The organism is Bacteroidales bacterium (assembly GCA_035299085.1).
GTDB lineage: Bacteria > Bacteroidota > Bacteroidia > Bacteroidales > UBA10428 > UBA5072.
The window spans coordinates 93,626-118,710 of sequence record DATGXG010000017.1 but is presented as its reverse complement, the minus strand read 5'-3'; the positions used below and the strand labels follow the sequence as shown (position 1 = coordinate 118,710).

General features: G+C 43.5%; 18 protein-coding genes. 13 read left to right on the top strand and 5 right to left on the bottom strand.

Going from position 1 to position 25,085, the window contains the following annotated elements; genetic code table 11:
• Positions 1 to 207: 207 nt before the first annotated feature.
• From pdxH to VK179_04885, 4 genes are read right to left on the bottom strand one after another with little or no spacing between them, the layout of a single operon-like run.
• A complete protein-coding gene (gene pdxH, locus VK179_04900; protein ID HLO58056.1) occupies positions 208 to 816 on the bottom strand; it encodes a pyridoxamine 5'-phosphate oxidase in 609 nt (202 codons plus the stop codon).
• Positions 817 to 872: 56 nt separating this feature from the next.
• Entirely contained in the window at positions 873 to 1,820 is a 948-nt protein-coding gene (locus tag VK179_04895) for a YihY/virulence factor BrkB family protein (protein ID HLO58055.1), read from the bottom strand.
• A complete protein-coding gene (gene nadC, locus VK179_04890; protein HLO58054.1) occupies positions 1,789 to 2,715 on the bottom strand; it encodes a carboxylating nicotinate-nucleotide diphosphorylase in 927 nt (308 codons plus the stop codon). Before nadC ends, VK179_04895 begins: the two co-directional genes overlap by 32 nt.
• On the bottom strand, positions 2,663 to 3,076 hold the full coding sequence (locus VK179_04885; GenBank protein ID HLO58053.1) for a DUF4783 domain-containing protein: 414 nt from the start codon (positions 3,074 to 3,076) through the stop codon (positions 2,663 to 2,665). The genes nadC and VK179_04885 overlap by 53 nt, the downstream gene beginning before the upstream one ends.
• Positions 3,077 to 3,183: 107 nt before the next feature.
• Between VK179_04885 and VK179_04880 the strand changes: the two genes are divergently transcribed.
• The 10 genes from VK179_04880 to VK179_04835 all read left to right on the top strand — a co-directional run bounded on the left by VK179_04880 (position 3,184) and on the right by VK179_04835 (position 20,016).
• Complete coding sequence (locus VK179_04880) at positions 3,184 to 3,651, top strand: 23S rRNA (pseudouridine(1915)-N(3))-methyltransferase RlmH (GenBank protein HLO58052.1); 468 nt, start codon at positions 3,184 to 3,186, stop codon at positions 3,649 to 3,651.
• 10 nt (positions 3,652 to 3,661) lie between these two features.
• A complete protein-coding gene (locus VK179_04875; protein ID HLO58051.1) occupies positions 3,662 to 7,315 on the top strand; it encodes an ATP-binding protein in 3,654 nt (1,217 codons plus the stop codon).
• A gap of 108 nt (positions 7,316 to 7,423) precedes the next feature.
• Complete coding sequence (locus VK179_04870) at positions 7,424 to 11,011, top strand: gliding motility-associated C-terminal domain-containing protein (GenBank protein HLO58050.1); 3,588 nt, start codon at positions 7,424 to 7,426, stop codon at positions 11,009 to 11,011.
• Positions 11,012 to 11,917 carry a PorP/SprF family type IX secretion system membrane protein gene (locus tag VK179_04865; protein HLO58049.1) on the top strand — a complete coding sequence of 302 codons (906 nt, stop codon included), beginning with the start codon at positions 11,012 to 11,014 and terminating at the stop codon, positions 11,915 to 11,917.
• Complete coding sequence (locus tag VK179_04860; GenBank protein HLO58048.1) at positions 11,917 to 13,338, top strand: PKD domain-containing protein; 1,422 nt, start codon at positions 11,917 to 11,919, stop codon at positions 13,336 to 13,338. The genes VK179_04865 and VK179_04860 overlap by 1 nt, the downstream gene beginning before the upstream one ends.
• Positions 13,339 to 13,428: 90 nt before the next feature.
• Positions 13,429 to 14,403 (top strand): hypothetical protein, encoded by a 975-nt coding sequence (locus VK179_04855; GenBank protein ID HLO58047.1) that lies wholly within the window; start codon positions 13,429 to 13,431, stop codon positions 14,401 to 14,403.
• Between the two features lie 6 nt (positions 14,404 to 14,409).
• Positions 14,410 to 17,559: a SpoIIE family protein phosphatase gene (locus VK179_04850; protein ID HLO58046.1), complete on the top strand. Its 3,150-nt coding sequence runs from the start codon at positions 14,410 to 14,412 to the stop codon at positions 17,557 to 17,559.
• A gap of 65 nt (positions 17,560 to 17,624) precedes the next feature.
• Positions 17,625 to 18,302 (top strand): response regulator transcription factor, encoded by a 678-nt coding sequence (locus tag VK179_04845; protein ID HLO58045.1) that lies wholly within the window; start codon positions 17,625 to 17,627, stop codon positions 18,300 to 18,302.
• Positions 18,303 to 18,306: 4 nt separating this feature from the next.
• Positions 18,307 to 19,569, top strand: a complete 1,263-nt coding sequence (locus VK179_04840) for a HAMP domain-containing sensor histidine kinase (GenBank protein HLO58044.1) — start codon at positions 18,307 to 18,309, stop codon at positions 19,567 to 19,569.
• A 96-nt stretch (positions 19,570 to 19,665) separates the two neighbouring features.
• Positions 19,666 to 20,016: a hypothetical protein gene (locus tag VK179_04835; protein HLO58043.1), complete on the top strand. Its 351-nt coding sequence runs from the start codon at positions 19,666 to 19,668 to the stop codon at positions 20,014 to 20,016.
• A gap of 79 nt (positions 20,017 to 20,095) precedes the next feature.
• On the opposite strand, the gene VK179_04830 is transcribed toward VK179_04835, so the two are convergent.
• A complete protein-coding gene (locus VK179_04830; GenBank protein HLO58042.1) occupies positions 20,096 to 20,929 on the bottom strand; it encodes a pseudouridine synthase in 834 nt (277 codons plus the stop codon).
• Here VK179_04830 and VK179_04825 point away from each other — a divergent pair.
• From VK179_04825 to VK179_04815, 3 genes are all read left to right on the top strand, one after another.
• A complete protein-coding gene (locus VK179_04825) occupies positions 20,928 to 21,107 on the top strand; it encodes a hypothetical protein (protein ID HLO58041.1) in 180 nt (59 codons plus the stop codon). The genes VK179_04830 and VK179_04825 overlap by 2 nt on opposite strands.
• A 98-nt stretch (positions 21,108 to 21,205) precedes the next feature.
• Positions 21,206 to 22,591, top strand: coding sequence for a phosphoglucosamine mutase (gene glmM, locus VK179_04820; protein ID HLO58040.1), 1,386 nt, complete (start codon positions 21,206 to 21,208; stop codon positions 22,589 to 22,591).
• A 4-nt stretch (positions 22,592 to 22,595) separates the two neighbouring features.
• Positions 22,596 to 25,073 carry a DUF5686 family protein gene (locus VK179_04815; protein HLO58039.1) on the top strand — a complete coding sequence of 826 codons (2,478 nt, stop codon included), beginning with the start codon at positions 22,596 to 22,598 and terminating at the stop codon, positions 25,071 to 25,073.
• Positions 25,074 to 25,085: the final 12 nt, after the last annotated feature.

The following is a 25,085-nucleotide window of genomic DNA, read 5'->3' as shown; positions in this document are numbered from 1 at the left end:
CTGGATGCTGGATGGCGGATACTGGATGATGGATGGTAGATGGTTGTCAATTGCCCCGACCTTCAGGCCGGGAAGTGTAATACATAAGAATATTCTGTGGAAAGCGTCTGTTTCACGGAGATGGCTAAAGCCATTGACAGGGCAGAACGAGGGGCATTATTCCCCGGCCTAAAGTCCGGGGCAATTAAAGACAAGAAGTCCGGGTCATCACGGTGCCAGCCTGTACACCTCCCACATTCCTCCGTTCCGGGTATATTCGAAGCGATCGTGAAGCCTGTTTTCACGGCTTTGCCAGAATTCCATGAGATCAGGGATCAGTTTGTACCCGCCCCAGTTTTCAGGGCGTTCCAGGGCCCTCGACCGGAACAGTCTTGTATAATCTTTCTGCAGGTTTTCAAGATATTCCCTGTTGGGTATCCTCCTGCTCTGAGGTGAAGCCCATGCACCGATCTTGCTTCCCTCAGGTCTTGTAATAAAATATTCATCGGATTCATGCGGTGCGGTCTTCAGTATCTTCCCTTCAATGCGAACCTGGCGCTCAAGTGTAGGCCAGTAGAAAAGCAATGAGCCGGAGGGATTGGCTGAAAGATGCTCAGCTTTTTTGCTTTCGTAGTTAGTAAAGAATGTAAAGCCAATATTGTCCACTCCTTTTAAAAGCACTACCCTTGAAGAAATTCTCCCTTGCAGTGTGGAAGTAGAAAGTACCATGGCCGTTGGTTCAGGTGCATTTGATTTGAGTGCTTCATTAAGCCAATACCTGAACTGAACAATAGGATCAGCGTCTAGGTTATCAATTTCGAGTGAGTGGTAATCCATATGAAATATCCTGGTGTGAGATCAATTTATGAACTGCAATGCAGGATAGAAACACTTCAGATTACTGATGGTTCAAGTTTGCTATACTGTGCGTTTTTTATGCAGGCGTTGAGTTCGAAACCGGCCAGCAAAGCTATTGCATTGAAATTCATCCATAACATAACGGCTATCAGTGTGCCTATCGATCCGAAGAACCGGTTAAAAGGTGCAAAATGATTGATAAAATATGAAACGATCATGGATGTTACAATCGAAAGAAGAGTGGCAAAAGCGGAACCCGGTGTAAATAATCGCCATTTCACTTTGTGTGCCGGTGCCATGAAGTATAAAAATGATATGGCAAGGAAGGTCATTGCCAACACAACAAGCCACTTCCCGAAAAAAAGAATTACAACCGTGGCATGTACCTTTATCACTCCTGTAGCATAAAGGTTTTTTATAGCCATATTGCTCATGAACAGGATTATGGCGGCAATGGTTCCGAGAATGAAAAATATGAAAAACAGGCTCACTGAAATTAGCCGGCGTTCAAACCATGACCTGGTGGTTACTGTTGTGTGATAGCTGGCGTTAAAAGCTTCAATGATGCCGTTAAGTCCCTTTTGTATAAAAAACAATGTAACAAGGAAACCGAAAATCTGGAGGCCGTGATGCTTGTCAAAAATTTCGTGAAGGATTGAATTAAAAACCGCATAAGAGTTATCCGGTATGATATTCTGAAGAATATCCATAAGGTCTACCTGGAACTTTGTAAAAGGCAGGTATGGTATGAGCCCGAGAAGGAAAATCACAGCCGGTCCCAGCGCCAGCATAAAATGGAAGGCAATTGAAGTAGCCCTGATATTCAGTGAGCCTTTCATCAGACCTTTTATATACAGGGTGACGACTTCATAAACCGATAATCCTCCGCCTCCCGGAAAATGTACTTTCCTCATCCTTTCAGTAAGGCCTTTAAACCTTCTGTTAAGAATTTTAAAGGTATAGTCTTGAAGGGCCGAATTCATCCGGTTTGTAATTAAGTGCCTTCAGGCTGAGATCCAGGCTTTTTATATGATGTGTAAGAGCTCCCACTGAAATATAATCCACGCCGCAGGCAGCATAATCTCTTATGTTATCAAATGTTATTCCTCCTGACGATTCGGTTTCAAACCTGCCATTGATGAGATGAACGGCCATGCGGGTATCATCAATTGAGAAATTATCAAGCATAATCCTGTCGATTCCGCCCTTATCCATGATCATCCTTACATCTTCAAGACTTCTGGCTTCAATTTCAATTTTAAGATCCTTTTTATGCTCCGACAGGTATTCATGAGTTCTCTCAATAGCGGCGGCTATTCCTCCTGCAAAGTCAATGTGATTGTCTTTTATAAGGATCATATCAAATAGTCCGAACCGATGATTTTGCCCGCCACCGGTCTTCACCGCCAGTTTTTCCAGCATTCGCATTCCCGGCGTGGTTTTTCGAGTGTCAAGAATTTTAGTTTTAAGGCCCTCCAACCGGTCAGTGTATTTACGCGTAGTGGTGGCAATGCCGCTCATACGCTGCATCACATTTAAAACCAGGCGCTCCGCTTTGAGCAATGCCCTTATTTTTCCTTCAACAATAAAAGCTATATCCGGAGGAGCAACAAGGTCGCCGTCATTTTTGAATTTCTCGAATATAATGTCTTTATCTACCTTGCGGAGAATGTGCCAGGCGACATCAATGCCGGAAATCACCCCCTGGTCCTTTACATGAAGCTGGGCCTTGCCAATGGCATCGGCAGGAATACAGGCCCTGGAAGTATGATCACCGTCGCCTATATCCTCGTTAAGCGCATTATCTATGAAATTATCAAGATAGTTAATCTGCATTTTCCTCTTCAAATCGCAATTGATGAATGAAAGGGCTGCCATCCTTAAGTTTTATTAATATGGTAACCCTGAAATTACCCGCCGATGTGGTCAGGTTTCCGATGGCGTATTGTGATCCCTCCTTGCCCCCTTTATGCAGAACTGAGAAATTCGATGGCACATGTTTTGCAAAGAAATCCCTGATTATAAGTTCTGCCTGCTTATTGCTGTAAATGTCCTCCTTACCCGGGATGGCCAGTTCAATACTTGTATTAAAGTATTTCGACAGCTGCACTGAATTGCCGGTTTTCAACGCATCAAGTACAGCCGGCGGAATGTCACCCGGTGCCCCGTAAGCCACGAATGCAGCAAACAGAAAGAATATTGTGATTAACGAATGTTTGAAACTATTGGATTTCAGCATGCTTATGTTTAATATATAAAAGTAATTTTGAATTAAGCTTGTGCTAAAAGCACAACAAATTTAATTATTTAATTTAATTAACGTTATTTATCAAATTCCGGGCCAATATGAAGATCACTTTGATAAGTGTCGGTAATACCCAGGACAACTATATAAAAGAAGGGATCGTTCTGTTTGAGAACCGGTTAAAACATTATATCGGGTTTGAAACCATCTGCATTAATGCCCGCATAAAAAAACAAACTGAAATTATTCAAAAAGAATCGGAAGGCAGACTGATCCTGGATGCACTTGAGAAGGTTGATTTTCCTGTTCTTTTGGATGTCTCAGGGAAACAGACGGATTCAGCCGGTTTCGCACGTTTTATCCAGCTGGGGATGAATAAAGGCACCCGTAACCTTGCTTTCATCATAGGAGGACCTTACGGATTTTCTGCCGAAGTATACAGCAGGGTTCCGGAAAGAATTTCTCTTTCGGCGATGACATTCTCACATCAGCTCATCAGACTGATCTTTATAGAACAACTTTACAGGGCGTTCACTATTATCCGGGGTGAACCCTATCATCACGAATAAACAGGCAAATATGAATACCAGTAAATATTTTCTGCTGTTTCTTTTTATGGTTGTTCTCACCGTATCGGCGGACCTGTTACTCGACAACTGGCATTACAGGGAAGGCGATCACCGGCGCTTGCAAAAAGAAATGAACCGGAAATTTGAAGAGCTCGACAGAGTTTACCGGAAACTCCAGGATAATAACTGGCAGCTTGATACTCCTATAGGCGGAAATGAAGGCATTTCGATGGTGGCTTTTAAAGACGACAGTCTCAGGTATTGGTCGGATAACTCGCTTTCTTATAACCGGTTCAAAAATGATGATTTCAACGACCGGCATTTTGATTCGATTTCCAACGCTTGGTACGTTATAAAACCCTATATAACCGATTCAATTCGTGCGTATGGACTGATCCTTATCAAAACGCATTACCCTTATGAGAATGATTTTCTGCATAATGGATTTCAGCCTGATCTGCATTTACCCGCTTCAACGCAGCTTCTTATCCAGCCTGAGCCACGGTCGTATTCAATAGTCGATTGGGAAGGCATATACCTGTTTTCAGTGCGATTCAGCATGAATGAACTGCGGTTTGCCACTGTTGAACATTACCTGATTCCTATCCTTATTCTGCTTACCTTGTTCTGCCTTCTGATGTTGCTTCACCATTTTATAGAAGGTTTTCACAGGTCAAGGATAAAAAACATGCTCATCCTGCTGCTTCCTGTTTTTTTTGCAGCCATCCGTTGGATTCAATACCGGTATCATCTTCCGGCCGATTTGTATGATCTGGAACTTTTCTCTCCCATTCCTTTCGGACAATCCGACTTTCTTCCCTCTCTGGGTGAAATGTTTATCAATACAATCCTCATCCTGTTTGTGGTTGTCGAATTCTACCTTACATACCGGATCAGTGAGAAAATACATCTTGGCAGGTATTTAAGGGGTGTGATCACTATCTCTTTAATGATCCTGTTTCTTAGCGGCTTTTTTATCTTCAGCCATTATATCATTTCTAACCTGATCCTGAATTCCACTATAAGCTTTGAATTCTATAAAGCTGCAGGTCTCAGCATTTATACCCTTATTGGCCTTATCATAATGGCCATTTATTTTGCCTGCATTCTTTTCCTTGCCAACAAACTGCTGATGCTATGCAAAGCAAGGTGCCGGTTTAAACGGCTGATACTTATTTTCCTGGTTGCCGGTTCAGTGATGTTTCTTGCCGTATATTTGTTGACAGGGTATATACCAGATGCCGGTTCCTGCCTGGCGTTTGTCATTATTTTTGTGAGTCTTGCCGTGATGCAGTACAGGCATATTCCGTTAGGCAATTACACGGCAATGACGTTCATGGTGATTCTTTTCTCCGCTTATTCGGTGTATATCATCATCCATTTTGACGGTCGCAAAACAATGAACAATATGGCTGTTCTGGGAGAAAATCTTTCAGCACAGCATGACGGTGTGGCTGAGTACCTTCTCGGCGATATCAATAACAGGCTTGAAAAAGATGCAACGCTTACACGTTACCTGTTTAACTCAAACACAACCGACGAACAAATTCACAATTACCTGCTCAGTAATTACTTTAACGGTTTCTGGGGGAAGTACAGCCTGCTCTATACGCCGTGCGAGCCAATGACAGACCTTTACGGAACCGATACACTGAATTGTTATGAATATTTCGGAAGGATCATCAGTGAAGGGAAAAGTATGCGCCTGTCCCGCACGAATTTCTATTTCCTCGACAGCCAGAACGGAAGGATCAACTATGTAGGCTGGTTCAAATACTTCAATCCCGACAGCACCCGGGAAATATCCCTTTTTCTTGAGCTCGAATCGAGGTTGGTTACTGAAACACTGGGTTTCCCTGAACTTCTGATCGATAAACGCTACCAGGAGAACACCATTTTCAGCGAATATTCCTATGCCAAATACTATAAAAACCAGCTCCTGGCCACGTCAGGAACGTTTCATTACAGCCTTGATCTGAATATATACAAAAACAGGCCTGAAGAATTCGGCGGCTATAAGCATTACATAAGTGATCTGAGCAAGGACAACGTGGTTATTGTCAGCAAGCCAACGCCATCCTTTTTCAACCAGGTTGTATCCTTTTCCTATATTTTTATTGTTTATTATTTCCTTGTGCTGCTGTTCATCCTGTTGCGCGATTTTTCAAAGCTTGGAAAGGAAATACAATTCAATTTTAAAAATAAAATTCAGCTTTCAATCACCGCACTTATATTTCTTTCACTGTTCCTCGTGGGAGGAGGAACAATTTATTTCAGCATAGAGCAGTACCAGAGAAAACAGCACGATATCCTTGGCGAAAAAATTCAATCGGTTTATGTTGAACTGGATCATTTGCTTGCCTATTTTCCACAACGGATACCACCTGACTGGAAAGATGAAAATTATGGTGATCTGAACCAGCTTCTGATTAAATTTTCAGATGTTTTTTATTCCGATATCAATCTTTACGATCCTGAGGGGAACCTGCTGGCCACTTCGCGACCCCAGATTTATGAACAGGGCCTGATGGGTGAAAAAATGAATCCTGTTGCCTACAGTCGTATGGTAAAAGGTAAACAGGCTGAATTCATCCACAGGGAAAATATCGGGAGGCAGGATTACCTTTCTGCTTATATACCTTTTGTGAGTGCCCATAATAACAAGCTGCTGGCATTCATTAACCTGCCCTATTTCACACGGCAAAACGTTCTGAGAAATGAAATTACAACACTGGTTGTGGCCATTGTGAATGTTTATGTGCTGCTGATCCTGGTTACTATTGGAATGGCCGCATTTATCTCCGACCAGATAACAAGGCCGTTACGAATGATACAGAAGAGATTCAGCCAGATCAAACTGGGTCGAAAAAACGAAGAAATTATTTATAACGGCCAGGATGAGATCGCCGGGCTGGTGGATGAATATAACCGTATGGTGAGGGAACTGGCACGAAGCGTTGAAATGCTGGCGCGTTCAGAAAGGGAGAGTGCATGGCGTGAAATGGCGAAACAGGTGGCACATGAAATTAAAAACCCTCTTACACCCATGAAGTTGAGCGTTCAGCATCTTCAGCGATCATGGAATGACAGCCGGGAAAATTTTGATGAGTACCTGCAAAAAGTAACCCGGACATTAATCGAGCAAATCGACAATCTTTCATTCATTGCTTCCGAATTCAGCAATTTTGCAAAAATGCCCAAGGCGATCAGTGAAGAAATAAATATTGTAGATTCAATCCGTTCAACACTGACTCTGTTTACCAATACCGAAAATGTGGATTTCGTTTTTGAACATGAAAGCGGTGACATTCCTGTCTATGCTGATAAAGAGCAACTTTCACGAGTATTCATTAATCTAATAAAAAATGCCATCCAGTCGATTCCCGATAACCGGAACGGGAAAATTGGGATCACGCTGGTTCAGAACCGGAATATGGTAAGGATCAGCATAACCGACAATGGTAAGGGCATACCCGATGAGTTGCAGAATAAACTTTTTACTCCAAGTTTTACTACCAAATCAAGCGGAATGGGATTGGGTTTATCAATTGTAAAAAGTATAATTGAATCTTTTGGCGGTAACATTACGTTTAATACAAAAGTTAACCACGGCACCACATTTACAATTGAACTGCCGGTATACCGGCCATCAGTGCAGGGTTAAACACTATGGCATCTGGTTTTCAGCACTATGTTGATAAATCAGAAAGTCTTGAAAAGGAGATTTTTTTATATTTGAACAGAACTAATAAAACCAAACCGGCATTTTTACTTGGGCAGGCTTTTTTTCATACTATCAGGCATTTTTTGCCTTTTTCAGATAAGCTACTCACAGCAAATTACCCTTACAGGGGAAAGTCCCAACTATTTTCTTAAAGTTAATACTGTATTTTCCAATGGAATTAAGGTTTCGGAAACGACTCCGGGCCAACTCGACCAGTTTACTGAAGGCGACAAAGTAATCGTTATCCAGATGACCGGCGCCACCCTGGTTTCGAATCCCGGTTTTGAAACCAATTCTTCCCAGCTGAAAGACAGTTTGCGCAACACCGGTAAATTCGAAATTCTGCAGGTTGCCGAAATTGTAAAGGGAGCAGATACTACCATTTATTTTACGCACGATTTCAATAATAAATATAATGCCGGTGAAAAAATCCAGGCTGTAAAGATCATTGAAGGGGAAACCATTACAGTTACAGGAACGCTTACGGCAAAAGCCTGGGATGGCAATACCGGGGGCATCCTGGCAATACTTGGTATTGATACGGTTAAGCTCGCCGATAACAGTGTTATTGATGCAAGCGGTAAAGGCTTCAGGGGTGGGGCAGTGCCTTCGGATATTTACCCCGAAGGGGTATGCCGTCTGGATATCAGCGCCGTTGTTAAGGACACGTTATATTTCCGTACGACCGATCTGAAAAGAGCCGGGTTTAAAGGTGAAGGTATCATATCAGTCTCGTGGCCCTATACCCGTGGAAGAGCATTCAATCTTAATGGCGGAGGATCCGGCAGCGGTCTCTTTTCGGGTGGCGGTGGTGGAAGCAACTACCTTGGCGGGGGAGATGGCGGACAGCAATCCAATTATTGTACATCACCCTTGTCGGTAAAAGGAGGAATGGGAGGCTTGGCCTGTTATGAAATGTATATGGACGGACTGCAACCTAAAGTTATTTTCGGAGGAGGCGGGGGAAGCGGAAGCTATAAAGCCGGTTCTACTGCTTCAAGAGGAGGAAACGGGGGAGGTATCGCCATTATTATAACCGAAAATCTTGTAAGCGGTACCAATGTTTACATTAAGGTAAACGGCGAAAACGGTACACCTCTTAATACCGACGGCAGCGGTGGAGGTGGAGGCGCGGGCGGATCCATTTTGCTCGATGCAAATTACGTAACAGGTACTGCCATCAGGATGCAGGTTAAAGGAGGCAGCGGAAGTTCAAGTTCACTCTCCACACCCTGGTGCAACGGCGCAGGCGGAAGTGGCAGTGGCGGTGTATTCTGGTATTCCGGAAACCGTTCGCCACTGGTTGTACTCGACAGCACAGGCGGATCCATTGGTGCTGCATGCGGACCATTAAGTGCTGCACAATACGGTTCACAGGGACAAAAAGGACTCAGGATAAAAAACCTGGTCATGCCGTTAACTGGTTTTCTTTTTAACAGCATAAGAGGAATTGATACCATCTGCAGTCATCAGACACCCGCTTTAATCACTGCCAGCAAACCTAAAGGAGGTAACGGAACTTATACCTATACATGGCAGCAGAGTACAAATAAGGTAACCTGGAATGCAGCCGCCGGTGCGGGTGAAATGATGTCTTTCCAGCCTGCAGCGCTTACACAGACAACCTATTACAGAAGAATCGTTAATTCCTACAACCCCGTTACTTTCGAAATAATAAGCGATACAAGCCGCACACAGCAAGTATTCGTTTACCCGTCAATCGCTAATAATTCAATACTCGGAACCGACACGGTCTGTTTTAACCTTGATGCAAAACCTGTAAAAGGGAATATTTCACCACTTACAGGAGGCAATGGAACCTATAGCTATATCTGGCAGCAAAGCACCAACCTGACAGAATGGAACAACGCGGGCACTTCATCATCTTTTGATCCGGCGTCACTTACAGTAACAACACATTACAGGAGGATCGTCAACTCAACCGCATGGTGTTCCGACACAAGCAGTCATGTTACAATTGAAGTAATTTCTTCCATTACCCTGAATGATTTTATCACAGAAGATACTTCAATTTGCGAGAATTCGGCTCCCGGACGCATTGTCCTTCCCACACCTGCCGGCGGTGACGGAAACTATTCATACCAGTGGCAATCGGATAACGGAACAACCTGGCAGTCCATTGCACTTACTTCTGATTCGATCAGTTACACACCGGGAATCTTAACCGATACAATATCATACCGCAGAATTGTTTTCTCCGGGAATGATAACGCCTGCATAGATACAAGCAACGCACGCAATATTATTATCAGGCCTTTGATTTCGAACAATGCCGTGACAGGCTCTGCTATACAATATACCTGCTTTAATTCCCCGATACAGCTGAAAGGGTCAGATCCGGCTAATGGATTCGGCCCCGGAACTTACGCTTATGCATGGGAAGCGAGTAATGATAATCTGAACTGGCTGTCAATAAATCCTTCGACTACTAAAGATCTTCAAACTACGGCACTTACTGAAACCAGGTATTTCAGAAGAACAGTTTATTCCGGACAGTTTTACCATGAATGTACGGATGTAAGTGATCCGGTTGAGGTAAGGATAAACCCGCTGCCCGTGGCTAATGTTAAAGCAACCTTTGACACAATTTGTGCAGGCTCGGCACTTTATGTGAAATTTGATGTTGCAGGAAACGGGCCTTTCTCGGTTTCCATCACAGGGGCAGGGCAGACGGTTTCAGGTATTGATATCGCCGGACCGGTGGATTCTCTTGCATTCCATCCTGCGCTGACATCGGAATATGTGATGACTTCAGTTGAAGATGACAGTTCCTGTATGGCCGATGCTTCCGGATTCATACCAGCCAGTCCGGGAACAGTTTATGCAATTCCAGTGGCCAATGCCGGGGAGGATGCTGAAATTTGCAGCAATACAATCAGCCTGTCTGCTGTGAAAACAAATCCAGCCTATCATGGCTTATGGACAGGCACCGGATGTACGTTTACAAATGATACTCTGGCAGGCTCTGTCGTTACAGCGGACAACTATGGGGAAAATACGTTCACCTGGACTGAATCAAACTGGCATTGCTCGACGCAGGATTATGTGAATGTGACCTTCTGGGAGCATCCCCAGGTACCGGATGCAGGACCTGATCAGGATCTTTCGTTTGTATATGAAACACAACTTGCTGCATCCGCGCCTTCGGTAGGTGAGGGAAAATGGAGTATTCTCACTGGATCCGCCATGTTTGACAATGATACAAGACCTGATGCCGCTGTCAGTGACTTATCGGATCAGGCAAAGCTCAAATGGACGGTTACAAACGGCATATGCCCTACAGAATCTGACAGCCTCTTGATCACCGTTTCTCCTCTTAAAATTCCACAGGGTTTCACTCCGAACCACGACGGTAAAAATGATTATTTTGATATCGGAGCCCGTCATGCTGAAAATATTAAAATAAAAGTCTTTAACAGTGCGGGAGTCCTCGTATATGAATCTGATGATTACTGCAGGGTTGATATTTGTGAACCCGGAGATAATACCTGGAGCGGGGAAAACATGAACGGTATTAAACTTCCCCAGGGCACATATTTTTATGTGGTTGAAATTAAAGTCGCCGGTAAAGAGCAGATTTTGCAATACAGGTCATTTGTTGAACTTATGTGGTAAATGAGAATTTTATCCGTCATACTTTTTTGCCTGGCTCTTGCCGGGTTGCTGAATGCCCAGGAAAAAGCCATTCTTTACGGACATTACTCATTCAATGGCCTTGCCATTAACCCTGCCTATACAGGCAGTCACGACATGCTGAGCATTGGACTTTCACACAGGTCGCAATGGGTAGGCTTTGAAGGAGCTCCTTCATTTAATGTTGCGGCAATTCACGCGCCCTACAAAAACACGCACATGGCCCTGGGTTTATTGGTAATGAATGAAAGTATCGGCTTAAGGAATTTTACGGGAATTTATTTCAATTATGCTTACCGGATGCAAGTAGGCGCAGGCAAGCTTTCTCTCGGGCTCAAAGGGGGCATAGGCACCGGTAAAATACAGGGTCTTGACCTGGGTGATGACCTTGTGTTCAGCCAGAATGCAAACAGCTATCTTCTTCCGAACTTTGGTGTGGGAGCCTATTATTATACACGAAATTTCTATGCAGGCCTTTCAGTTCCCCTGCTGATGCATTATAAATCAGAGGGTAACGGCGAAGTGACTGCTTATCATAGCTTCAGTAATTACATCTACTATCTTACAACGGGGTTGAAAATTTCGCTGGCACAGGACTGGCAGGTGCATCCTTCTGCCCTTGTAATGTATGATAAGGCAGATAAAGCTGTTGTAAACGGCGGAATGGGATTACTTTATAAGGATGTGTTTGAAATCGGGGCTTCTTACAGAAGCAGCAAAGCAGTTATAGCCCTTGTGGATATAAAACTCAATTACCAGATTAAACTGGGCGTTGCTTATGAATACGGCATGAGTGAAATCAATAATTACAACCGCAATTCATTTGAAGTAGCGCTTGAATATAATTTCGGTTACCGGATTAAATCTTCTAATCCTACTGTGTTCTGATGACTGGAAGAGCAACTATATTATTGATTATTATTTTGTCAGGATCGGGCAGGGTCTTTGCACAGAACGACTATACAATTGCCCCGGTTGATTTCAATTCCCGCGCAAAAGAACTGGGAGTCGCTTTTTTCAGGAACGGACTTGTATTCTGCTCCGATCGCAGAACCGATTTTCTGACCACCTATACCGATTACAACCAGGAACCCCTGACGAATCTTTATTTTTCGGAACAGAAGAAAAACGGGGGCTTTTCAAATCCTTCATTACTGGCAAAGGAACTCACAACCTTCATGTATGAAGGCCCTGCATGTTTCAGTGCGGATAACCGGGCGATATATTTCACCCGCAGCATGGATATCTCAACGCGTAATAAAAACAAAGCACGGACAGATACTACGCTTGGAATATTCACGGCCCGCAGTGTAAATAACCGGTGGGGCGGAACAGCATCACTGAATTTTAACAGCAATGCCTATAATTCTGCATATCCGTGCATTTCGGAGGACGGTAATACGTTATTCTTTTGTTCAGACATGCCAGGCGGAAAAGGAGGGTATGATATCTATTCATGCAGCCAGCGTGGAGGTAATTGGAGCAAGCCGGTGAACCTGGGGCCGAATATCAATACAGCCAAAAACGAGGTGTTTCCCTATTTGATGAATAACGGCAAACTCTATTTTGCATCCAGGGGATTAAAAGACGGGGATGATCTCGATATTTATTATACCTGGCAGGACAATGGCGAATGGCAGAAACCTGTCAGGCTCCCTGTGCCGTTTAACAGTAATTTTGACGATTATGGCGTGATATTTAACCCGACTTCCGATACAGCTTATTTTGTTTCAAACCGCATGGGGAATGCTGATATTTTTGCCGTGTATTCGACATTGCCGGCTTTCTCGAACTGCCCTGAACAGAAAGAAAACGATTACTGTTTTGTTTTTTATGAATCAAACAGCGGTGATGTAGACACGGCTTCATTTGACTATGAATGGAACCTGGGCGACGGCACCAAAATAAACGCTATTGAAGCAGAGCATTGTTTTGCCCGGCCGGGTACATACCATGTAGAACTGAATATCATTGACAAGATCACTAAAGACGTCATGGTAAGCCAGGCCAGTTATGATTTCACCGTGGAGAAAATTGAACAGCCTTACATTGCAGTATCGGATACAGTAACAGCAGGTGCAGAAGCCACACTTACAGGCCGAGAGTCATACCTTAAAAATACAACCATTCAGAACTATTATTGGGATTTCGGTGATGGTTCCCGCTTCCATGGCTCCGATGCACGGCATACTTGGAATAAAACAGGTACGTACTCTGTCGTCCTTGGAGTTACCGGAAAAGACAATTCAAATGCCGAAACAAGCAATTGCATCAGCCGCAAGATCGTTGTGGTTAACCGCCGGAATTAAGAATCATCAGGTTTCTTTAATAAAATTGTATCCAAACCCTCAATTTCTCGTATTACCTTTTGTTACGAACCGGAAATCTGATTTCTACCTATGAAGTATCTTCTATTAAGTATCGTTTTTCTTGGATTATTCACCGGATTGAAATCTCAACCCGTGCCTGCCGGTGATGAAAACATACCCTACCTGATGACATTCGGTCCCAAAGCCGGAACCTCCTGGGGCGATGATGATTTTTCGCAGACTTTCTTTTTCCTGATACCCAAAAATTTCAATCAGCCCATTTATATCCGGGTTTATGATCCTGATGTGAGCGGCACTACAGATGAGCTGAACGGTGTATTCGACTCAAAAATGATGTATTCGGTGTATGGCGGAAAAGATTCCTATTCAAGCGAAGATGCCAGGAATACCCAGCCGACCGGAAAATACAAAAGCGGAGTCCTGCTTGCTTCTAAAACATTCGGAAACCAGCCTGAGTACGACAACAAATGGTACACTTTCGGTCCGTTCAACCCTTCTGAAGGCGAGTATGTGGATAAGTTCGCAGGGTATATTTTCAAAGTGATCTGCGACGGCCTTTCAGGAGACGACGGAAACCTTTACCGATACTATCTTTCAACCAAAATCGATGAGAACAGGCCTGTTGAGGGCGCAAATGCCTTTGCCTATGAGTATTCATTCCGCATGCATGATGATCCTGCAGAAGTTTCCCATATTTATCCGTATGTGGATGATAAAACCATTTCAGTTGAATTATCGAATTTCGACTGGGATTCTGACGGATTGATCCGTATTGTTTCAAGGGCGCGTAAGGGCCAGATCAGCAAAGCTTCAGGCGAAAATGAATGGGTTAATTATGAATTCGGTATTTATGAAGAGGAAAAAAACTCATCACTTGATATTCAGTTTATAAAGAGAAAAAGCCCGCCTGTAAGAAATAATAACGTGGTGGTTAATGTCCGCAACCAGTACGGTGAATTGTTGCCTTTCTATGTAATCCCAATCGGTGGAGTACCTAAATATGTTTCCGGCATCGGTGTCCATCCTGCTACACCCAAAAAATAATACAGTATGTTTCAAAAAATCATTCCTGCTTTTTTGCTCATAATCCTGCTGTTTTCAGGGGCAAATGTTCGTTCACAGGAATACAGGATCATTAATTATGGTATAACCGAAGGAATTTCTTATCCTTTTGTATATACCATAAACCAGGATAAAAGAGGATTTATCTGGGCCGGCACAGGCCAGGGCCTTAACCGGTTCAACGGCTTTGTGTTTAATGCCGAAAACGCAGAAGATTCCCTGTCCATGCAGGTAGCTTCGGTAAGTTTCAAAGACAGCGACGAAATTCTTTGGTTTGGTTACCAGAGCGGTGACCTGGTGAGTTACAACGGTATCAAATTCACTTCCGTCAATCTTGGTGAATCAGTCGGAGCCATTACCTCCATAACGGAATTGGATAACGGGCCTGTTATTGTTTCAACCCAGAGCAGCGGGCTGTTTGCCGTTGACAGAAAAACAGGCAAAGGCAAAAAAATTGAAGGGATTTCGGATATGATGATCAATGCCATTTATGCCAAAGGAAACATCCTGTTACTCGGCACTATGGATGGCATGTCGATATGCTCTGTAGATAATGCCGGAACAAAAATATCTGTTAAGGTTGTTGTTCCTGAACTTGATTTAACGCGAATCCAGGATATTGAACCTTCCGTTTCAAAAAATATTTTCTGGATCGCCACTGAAGATAAAGGTGTTTTCCGACTTGCCGTAGATGGTGAAAAATATACTCTTTTACAGACAGGTGCTTCATTTAAGCTCGAAAGCGAAAGAGTGCAGTCGGTTTTTGAGGATGAAGACAAAAATCTCTGGATCAGCTCCCAGCGCAACGGCGTTTTCAGGCTTTCACAGCCTGACGGCAAAGGGAATTTTGCCGTTATAACGCATTACAATAAAGAATCCGGGCTCGCCGGTAATTCGGCCCGCAAAGTATTCCAGGACCTGGAGGGAAATATCTGGGTAGCCCTTTATGGCGACGGTCTGAGTATGCTTACAAGCCAGCCAATGTCGTTCATTCCCATGGATGTCCCCGGACTGGAGAATGATCTGCAATCGGTCATCGCAGCTGACAATGGCTTGTATTATGCAGGCGGTCCTGCCGGACTGTTCCGATTTAATTTGCAGAAAGACAAACAGCCGGTCAGGATAAAAAGCATTCCCGCGGTTAAGGTTACGGCTCTGGCTATAGATGGAAAGGATTTGTACATTGGTACTGAGACTGAAGGTTTGTTTGTGATGAATACAGCCGGTGAAACCGTGCGTAAGGTTAATTACGACGCGTATTCCATGGGTTTATGGGTAAGTTCAATAGCCATCAGTTCACAACATGTTTACCTGGGAACAAAAGACGGTATATACCAGTTCGGAAGGGACCTTGTTGAACAGGCTCATTATACCACCACCAACAGCATGCCACACAATAACATCGAGGATGTGATGCTGGATAATAACAACCGGCTCCTTTTTGCAACCAAAACAAACGGCATTTATGAAATTAAGGAAGACGGCACGGTAAACAACCTGTATCCTACCGGAAGTGAAATTGAGTTTAAATCGCTCACCGAGGATGAAAATGGAAACATATGGGCAGCAACATATGGAGACGGGGCATTGCTTTTCAAAGACGATTCAGTATACCAGTTCATGGTTCAGAACGGTCTTAAAGCCGATTTCTGCTACAGCATTGTATCCGACGGTAAAGGAAGTGTATGGGTGGGTCACCGGATGGGGCTCAGCCGCATCAATGTGAACAACCTGCTTGTAAGTGTTTATGACCAGCATGTGGGCATGTCAGGCGACTGCAATACAAATTCAGTTTTCCGTGACAGGTCCGGTACGGTATTTTTCGGAACGACAGCCGGATTGGTCAGTTATGATCCTTCAAAAGACAACAGGAAACCTCTTCCCCCGTTCACCAATATTGTAAGTCTGCTTATTTACGATAAACCATATGATTTCAGCCAGGACATCGTCCTGCCGTATAAACTCTACAGGATGAGGATCGAATTTATAGGGTTGAATTACAGTGATCCCCAGGGAGTGCGCTACCAGTATAAACTTGACGGGTATGACCTTGAATGGTCGGACGTTACTTCTCAATCATTCGTTTCTTACCCGAGAATCGAGGACGGTGATTATACATTCTATGTGAGATCATACAATGGAGCCGGATTAAGTCAGGCCATACCGGTTACCATTCATATCAGGGTTTTGCCTCCCTTATGGAAGACATGGTGGTTTATCCTGCTTGTTATTGCATTCCTTGTGGCTGTAGTTTACCTGATCATTAAGTACAGGGAAAGGAAACAGAAGCAATTACAGGAATACCTCGAGACGGAGCTTACTGCCCGTACAAAAGAAGTGGTTGAGCAAAAGGAAGAAATTGAAATCAAGAACCGCGATATAACGGACAGCATCAATTACGCCAAGCGTATTCAAACCAGTATGCTGCCCCCTGTAAAAAGACTTCAGCAGCATTTTTCAGGTAGTTTTGTCTTCTACAGTCCACGTGATATCGTGAGTGGCGATTTTTACTGGTTTGATAAGGTAAATGACAATAAATTCGTCATTGTATGTGCTGACTCAACCGGTCATGGCGTTCCGGGCGCATTTATGTCAATGATCGGATCCACACTCATAAAAGATATTTGTAACCGTGAATCCGGTAATTCTCCGTCAAAGGTATTGCAGGTTCTTGATTGCGAATTGAGAAATACACTTAACCAGAACCTTGACGACGGCACAAAACCAGGCGACGGCATGGATATCATTGTTTGCGAAATAGATCTGAAAACGCATTATGTGCGCTTTGCATCCGCTATGCGCCCTATGATCATTTACAAAGACGGCGAAGAAATCTTTGTAAAAGGAAGCCGCAATTCAGTAGGCGGACATTACGATAAAACCGATAACCTGTTTGAAGACGAAGGGCTGCAACTCAGCAAGGGCGACCTGATATACATGTTTTCTGACGGCTACTCCGATCAGTTTGGCGGTCCTATGGGTAAAAAGTTCAAAATGGTACGGCTCAAAAACCTGCTGCAGGATATACACACAAAAAGCATGGACGACCAGTGCGTTCATGTGAAAAACACATTCAACCTTTGGAAAGAGAATTTTGACCAGGTGGATGACGTACTCTTCATGGGTATAAAGATTTAATTTTTCTTGTGTTTTTTATTTCAGGTGATTAAAGTTATTTAGCACATTGTTTTGTTAACGATGTGATGAAAATCTTATTGGTTGAAGACGAACCTGAACTGGCCCGATCTATCATTCATTTCCTTGTAAAAGAAGGCTATTCTGTCGACAGGGCTCAGAATTACAGGGAAGCCGACAAACATATTGCCGGTTGCCTCTATGATTGCCTGCTCCTTGATATTACATTGCCCGACGGAAACGGACTCAACCTGATAAACAAGGTAAAAGAAAGGAATGACGATTCAGGCATCATCATCATTACAGCAAAGAACTCTCTGAACGACCGCGTGGCAGGACTTGACCTGGGTGCTGATGACTACCTCTCAAAACCATTTCACCTGGCAGAACTTAATTCAAGAATTAAATCGTTGTTGCGGCGGAGAAAGTCGCAGGGACTCAAAGTAATTACGATTGATGATCTGAAAATAATTCCTGAAAATTTCCAGGTTTTTGTATTGGATAAAGAAATTGAACTTACAAGAAAGGAATTTGACCTGTTGTTGTTTCTTGTTTCAAACAAAAACAGGGTGCTTACAAAAGAATCCATAGCCGATCATATTTGGGGTGATGTGGCTGATTTCACGTATGATTACGACTTTATCTATTCCCACATCAAGAATATACGCCGGAAAATAACTGAGAACGGCGGTACCGACAACATAGTAAGCATTTACGGCATTGGCTACAAATATATAAAGTCATAACTGAATGAAACTTCTTTACAGAGCCCTGATTTTTTATTCAATTGCAGCTTTTGTGCTTTTCAGCATAATGGGAATCGTATTGTATACTTCAATCCGCTACAGCATTTTGAAACAGGTTTCTAATACGCTACTGACAGAAAAACAAATCATTGAAGAAGAGATATTCCAGACTGACAGCCTGCCTGATTTTTCATCAATTTTTAACCATGAGATTGAAGTTTCGGTATATAAACACAGGCTGAGCCCATCACTGAACTTTATTGACAGCATGATAACCGACTCGGTTCATGAAGGTATGACGGAATACCGTTTTTTGAAATATGCAGGCAATACACCCGATGGCAGGGGTTTTATAATTAAAACGTCACAGTCGATCCAGGAAGAAAAGGATTTGGTTTATGAAATATTTACGATCATTCTTACCGTGCTTGCTGTATTACTGCTGATTCTCATTATCGCAGTCTATTCTATTTCGAAAAACACATGGAGTGATTTTTACCACATATTAAGTAATATCCGTCAGTTTGATATCAAAACGGAAAGCCGGTTTGAACCGGTGGCAACACAAATTCATGAGTTTGCTCAGCTTAACGATGTGCTGGAAAGCCTGACCCGCAAAATCAGGTCGGATTATCAGAATCTTAAAGAAGTCACCGAGAATGTCTCTCATGAAATTCAAACACCAGTTTCGGTCATTCGCGTGAAAATTGACCAGCTGCTGCAATCTAAGGCCATAACGGATAAGCTGGCTTCAGAACTCTATGCCATCAACCAATCGGTATCTAAAATTTCCCGAATTAACCAGGCAATAACCCTGATGTCGAAAATTGACAACAATCAGTACCCGGTTGCCGGCAAGATTAATCTCAACCAAAAGATTCATCAGTTAATTGAACAGTTCAGTGATTTCATTGAGTCAAAAAAGCTTGAAGTGAGCATTGATCAACACGAAGAGGCCAATATCAGTATGAATGAGGATCTTGCCGGGTTCCTGTTCACCAATCTTCTGGGCAATGCCATTAAACATAATTTCGAAAATGGAAGTATTGAGATTTCAATACATCACGACAGGTTCATGATACGAAACACCGGACCGGATCCGCAGACACGCACTGAATTTCTGTTTCAGCGCTTCCGGAAAGCGGATCAGAGCTCAGAATCAGCCGGACTCGGCTTGTCTATTGTTAAGAAGGTTATTGATTTCTACAATTTGAAGATTGAATATAGGTTCGAAGCACCTTTCCATACGGTCACTATTTTCTTTTAACGAAATCGTTAAAATCTGTTAAACACCACTGATCTACAGAATCTCTACAGAATCGGGACATAATTTCGGATCGTAAAACCAATTAAAAAATTCGATATGAAAAAATTAGTTTTGTTGACCGTTATGATCCTTGGTGTGATCGCAGTGAATGCACAAACCCGGACAGCAGTTAAAATCTCTGATCTGCCAAAAGCAATTTCTGAAAATATGGCAAACAATCACAAGGGATTTACAGCCCAGGAGGCTTTTAAGATTGATACAAAAAATGTCATCAGTTATGAAGTGATCGGCAAAGAAGGCCAGAAAGAAATGAGTCTTTTCTATGACAAGGATGGCAAATTTGAGAGAGAACATAGTCACCCGGTAACCGCATCTGCTGCAAGCAGACCGTCAGCCGCATCAAAATCAGCATCAACCGGCAAAGTTAAACCACTTTCAAAGAAGTAGAGTTAATGTGCTAATGAGTTAATGTGCTAATGTGCCAATGAGGGAGAAGATTTAATTGGCACATTGGCATATTGACACATTACTTATAGGCATTCATTTTTAACATAGAGATTTCTTTCTCATTCAGGAACCTCCATTCTCCACGGTGGAGGTTTTTCTTTGTCAGCCCGGCAAAATAAACCCTGTCGAGTTTGACTACTTCATATCCAAGATGTTCAAATATGCGGCGCACGATGTGATTTCGTCCCGAATGAATTTCAATGCCCACCTGTGTTTTATCAACAGGGTCGGCATAACTGACATTATCGGCCTTAATGAGCCCGTCTTCAAGATTGATTCCCGTGGATATCTTCTCCATGTCCGCTGGCCGGATATTCTTATTCAGGAACACATGATATATTTTAAGCTTCTCAAATTTAGGGTGAGTCAGTCTTTTGGTGAGTTCTCCATCGTTTGTAAGCAACAGAACACCGGTCGTGTTTCTGTCGAGCCTGCCTACAGGATAAATACGCTCTTTGCAGGCACCTTTAACCAGGTCGAGTACCGTTTTTTTGGCATGCGGGTCTTCAACCGTTGTCACATAATCTTTCGGTTTATTTAGCACGATGTATACTTTCCTCTCTTCGCGCAGGGTCTCGCCATTGTATTTTACCACGTCACCCGGACTTATCTTCATACCAAGTTCGGTCACCAGTTTCCCGTTAACGGATACCAAACCTGCCGTGATGAACTCATCCGCTTCCCGTCGTGAACATATGCCTGAGCTTGCAAGGTACTTGTTCAGCCTGATCAGATCGCTCTCGTGACCTGTTTTTGGAAGTTCTTTCCCGTCGTGTTTGGATGCAGGCAGTTTCCTTCCGGAACTCTTACGGGCTAGAACGCGGGTTCTTTTATTGTCTTTATCTGTTGACATGCGCGGTCCGCGTTTATCTGCTGAAGACCGTGGTGCGCGTTTATCTGCCGAAGACCGTGATACCCGTTTATCAGCTGAAGACCGCGGTCCCTGTTTGTCGCCTGAAGGCCGGGAGCTCCGTTTTGCGGATGATGAACGCGGTGCTTTTTTATCACCCGTGGGCCTTGTTTTTCTTTGAGTTCTTACAACCGCCATGTGCTATTGTTTCTTATTTTTGGAGTGTTAAAATTACGAAATTTAACTACCGTCTCAGTTATTTAATTTAAAAAACAAAGTATGACCCTGATTAAATCCATTTCCGGCATTCGCGGAACTATTGGCGGAATGCCCGGCGATTCGCTGACACCCATTGATGTGGTTCGATTTACATCGGCTTATGGCCTGCAGTTAAAACAGAAAATTAAAAAGGATGAATATTCCGTTGTTGTGGGTCGCGATGCCCGTGTATCAGGAGAAATGGTCGCTTCACTGGTTGCAGGCACCCTGATGGGCATGGGTATAAATGTCATTGATCTTGGATTTGCCACCACACCAACTGTTGAAATAGGCGTCACTCACTTTAAAGCTGATGGCGGCATTATTTTAACGGCGAGCCATAACCCGGCACAATGGAATGCGCTGAAACTGCTGAATTCAAAAGGCGAATTCCTTTCAGCATCTGACGGAGCTGAAATTCTGACTATCGCCGCTTCTGAAAAAACAGAATATATAACGTATGATAAACTTGGGAAGATCAGCCGGTTCGACAAGATGGACGATATCCATATCGAAGCGGTAACCCGCATGAAATATGCCGATACGGAGGCCATTAAAAAGGCCGGATTTAAAGTGGTTATCGATTGCGTGAATTCAGTAGGCGGTATCATATTACCTGAACTGTTCCGGAAGCTGGGAGTTGAAGTGGTAGAACTGTATTGTGAACCAACCGGTATATTTCCCCATAACCCTGAGCCTTTGCCACAGCACCTGGGCGATATTGCAAAAGCCGTTGCAGAACATAAAGCCGATGCAGGGTTTGTTGTGGATCCTGATGTCGACCGTCTTGTAATTGTTAATGAAGACGGATCGATGTTTGGCGAGGAGTATACCCTCGTTGCAGTTGCAGATTATATTTTAAAAAACAATCCCGGAAATACGGTATCGAATCTTTCTTCAACAAGGGCACTTGCGGATGTTACCACAAAATATGGCGGCAAATACACCGCAGCCCCGGTAGGAGAAGTGAATGTGGTGGAAGAAATGAAAAAAACAAATGCCGTTATCGGTGGCGAAGGTAACGGAGGTATAATCTACCCCGACCTGCATTACGGGCGCGATGCGCTTGTGGGAATTGTACTTTTCCTTTCACACCTCGCCAAATCGGGCATGAAATGTTCAGAGCTCCGCAAAACTTTCCCCGATTATTTTAACAGCAAGAATAAAATTGAGCTTAATCCGGGTGTTAATGTCGATTCACTGATTGGCGCCGTCAGGGAGAAATACAAAGAATTCCCGGTTAATGACCGTGACGGCATCCGTATTGATTTCGACAGGGAATGGGTGCATTTACGTAAGTCGAACACAGAGCCCATTATCAGGGTTATCAGCGAAAGCACCACTCCTGAAAAAGCAGATTCCCTGTCATCAAAAATGATCCGTGAAATTCACGAACTGGTAAAATGACCGAATGAAGCAGAAATGGCTGTTGATTATCGCGATCCTTATTTCCTCAGGATCATATGCGCAAACTGGATATATTTCGGGTAAGGTAATCGACAGTACAAGCTTTGAGCCTTTGGCCTTTGTCACTGTGTTCTATAATGAAACAGGGCAGGGTGTGGTAACCAATCTCGATGGTATATTCAGGATACCGGTTTCGGCCAAAATCAGGTCATTGCGGTTAAAATACCTGGGATACAAGGACAAGGTGATCCTCCATCCTGAAGATTTTGGCCCGAACCAGGTCATCCGGTTGAGCCCTGATCCTACGTTTATCAGGGAGGTTGTTGTCTATCCCGGGATTAATCCGGCACACAGGATTATCAAACTTGCCACTGAAAACAGGAATAAAAATAATCCTGAAAAATCAGGCCCGTTTTCTTATGTGTCCTATGACAAAGTGATATTTGGACTCGAATCGGACACTACGCTTGTAAAAAACGCTGATTCAACCGATCATGCTGATCTTTACGACGACACCCTGAAATACGGGATGGATGGTAAAGGCCGTATTGATGTACGGCGGTTTCTTGAAAAACAATACCTGTTTATGATGGAATCGGTTGTCAACCGAAAGTTCCTGTCTCCCGATAAAAATAAAGAAGAGGTAATCGCATCCAAAGTCTCCGGCATTTCTCAGCCCACGTTTATGGTTATGGCAAGACAATTTCAGTCGTTTTCATTTTACGATAACCTGATCACCATTGCCGACAGGCAGTTTCTAAACCCGATCGCCCCGGGAAGCACTGAAAAATACTTTTTCCTGATCCAGGATACTCTTTTTACCGATAGGGCAGATACCGTTTTTGTTATTTCATTCCGGCCGGCAAAAGGGAAGAACTTTGAAGGACTTAAAGGAGTGTTGTATATCAATAGTCACGGCTATGCCGTTCAGAACGTGATTGCAGAAGCCAGCGAACAGGGCGACAGACCCTTTATGGTATCTATACAGCAGCAATATGAACTGGTTAACGGATTGCGGTGGTTCCCTGTTTTACTGAGTTCGACGGTGCGTATCAATCCGGCCCGATTCGGATACAATGCCCCTGTAAACCTTGTCGGCACCGGGAAAAGCTATATTGTAAATATTGATTTCAACCCGCAGCTCGATGCATCACAATTCTCCGATATCCAACTGCAGGTGAATGATGATGCACACAAACAGCCCGAAAGCGTATGGGAGAAGTACAGGACCGATTCGCTTTCAAGCCGTGAACGTGAGACATACCGTGTAATCGACAGCCTGGGAAAAGCCGAACATTTGGATCGGACTATGCTTTCGCTTGAAACCCTGCTTACAGGATATTTACCCGGGAAATACTGGAATTTCGATATTCGCAGGTTCATCGACTATAACCCGTTTGAAGGTCTGCGGCTTGGTGCCGGCGGCCGTACAACACCCCGCCTTATTAAATGGCTTACAGCGGGCGGTTACCTGGCTTATGGTTTAAAGGACAAAGCATTGAAGTACAGCGGATACCTGACATTTAATCTTTGGCCGGAGCATGAGGTGGATATGACCTTACTTTACCGGAATGATGTTCGTGAATCAGGCGGAATCCGGTTCAATGAAACATGGACGTTATCAGGATCCTCTTTTATCAGGGACTATATGGTAAGTGTAATGGATGAAACCAGGGAGAAAGAAATTTCAGCAGGTTTCAGGGCAATTAAATACCTTAAAGTCCAGGGATACCTGACGAACAGTGACCTGACTCCTTCAAATGACTATGCCTTCAGCATCAGTGATGAAAATCCGGATATCATGCTCACACGGTTCTACCTTACCGAAACGGGTATACGGCTTAAATATGCTTATAAAGAAACTTTCATGAAGTCGCCCAGGGGAAATAAGTTTTCAATGGGAACGAATTATCCAATTCTCTATTTTAATATTGGACACGGAATGAGAGTACTGGGGGGTGAATTCGATTATTGGAGAACTGAAGTGAAAGTGACGAAGGTATTCAAATCGCGGCTTGCCGGGAATACCCATGCTGCTGTGATTGCCGGAATGGTAAGTGGCAATGTACCTTATTCGAAATTATATGCCGGAAGAGGCAGTTACAGGCCTTTTACCCTCGAAACCGAACAATCCTTCGGCACCATGCGTTTCAATGAATTTCTTTCTGACCGTTTTTTTGGATTGTTTCTTAAACAGGACCTGGGTAAGCTTCTTTTCAAACCCAAAGGAAAATTTCAACCTGAAATAGCGCTTGTTCATAATCTTGGTTTCGGAAGTCTGGTAAACAAAGAACCTCATAAAAATATTACATTTAAAACCATGGAGAAGGGATATTTTGAAGGCGGATTGCTGATCAATAATCTTTTCCGCATCCAGGTGTTCAAATACGGTCTCGGAGTTTTCTACCGGTATGGTCCTTATATGTATCCGAAAACAATTGATAACTTTGCCTTTAAATTAAGCCTCCAGTTTAACCTGTGAATCACCACATAC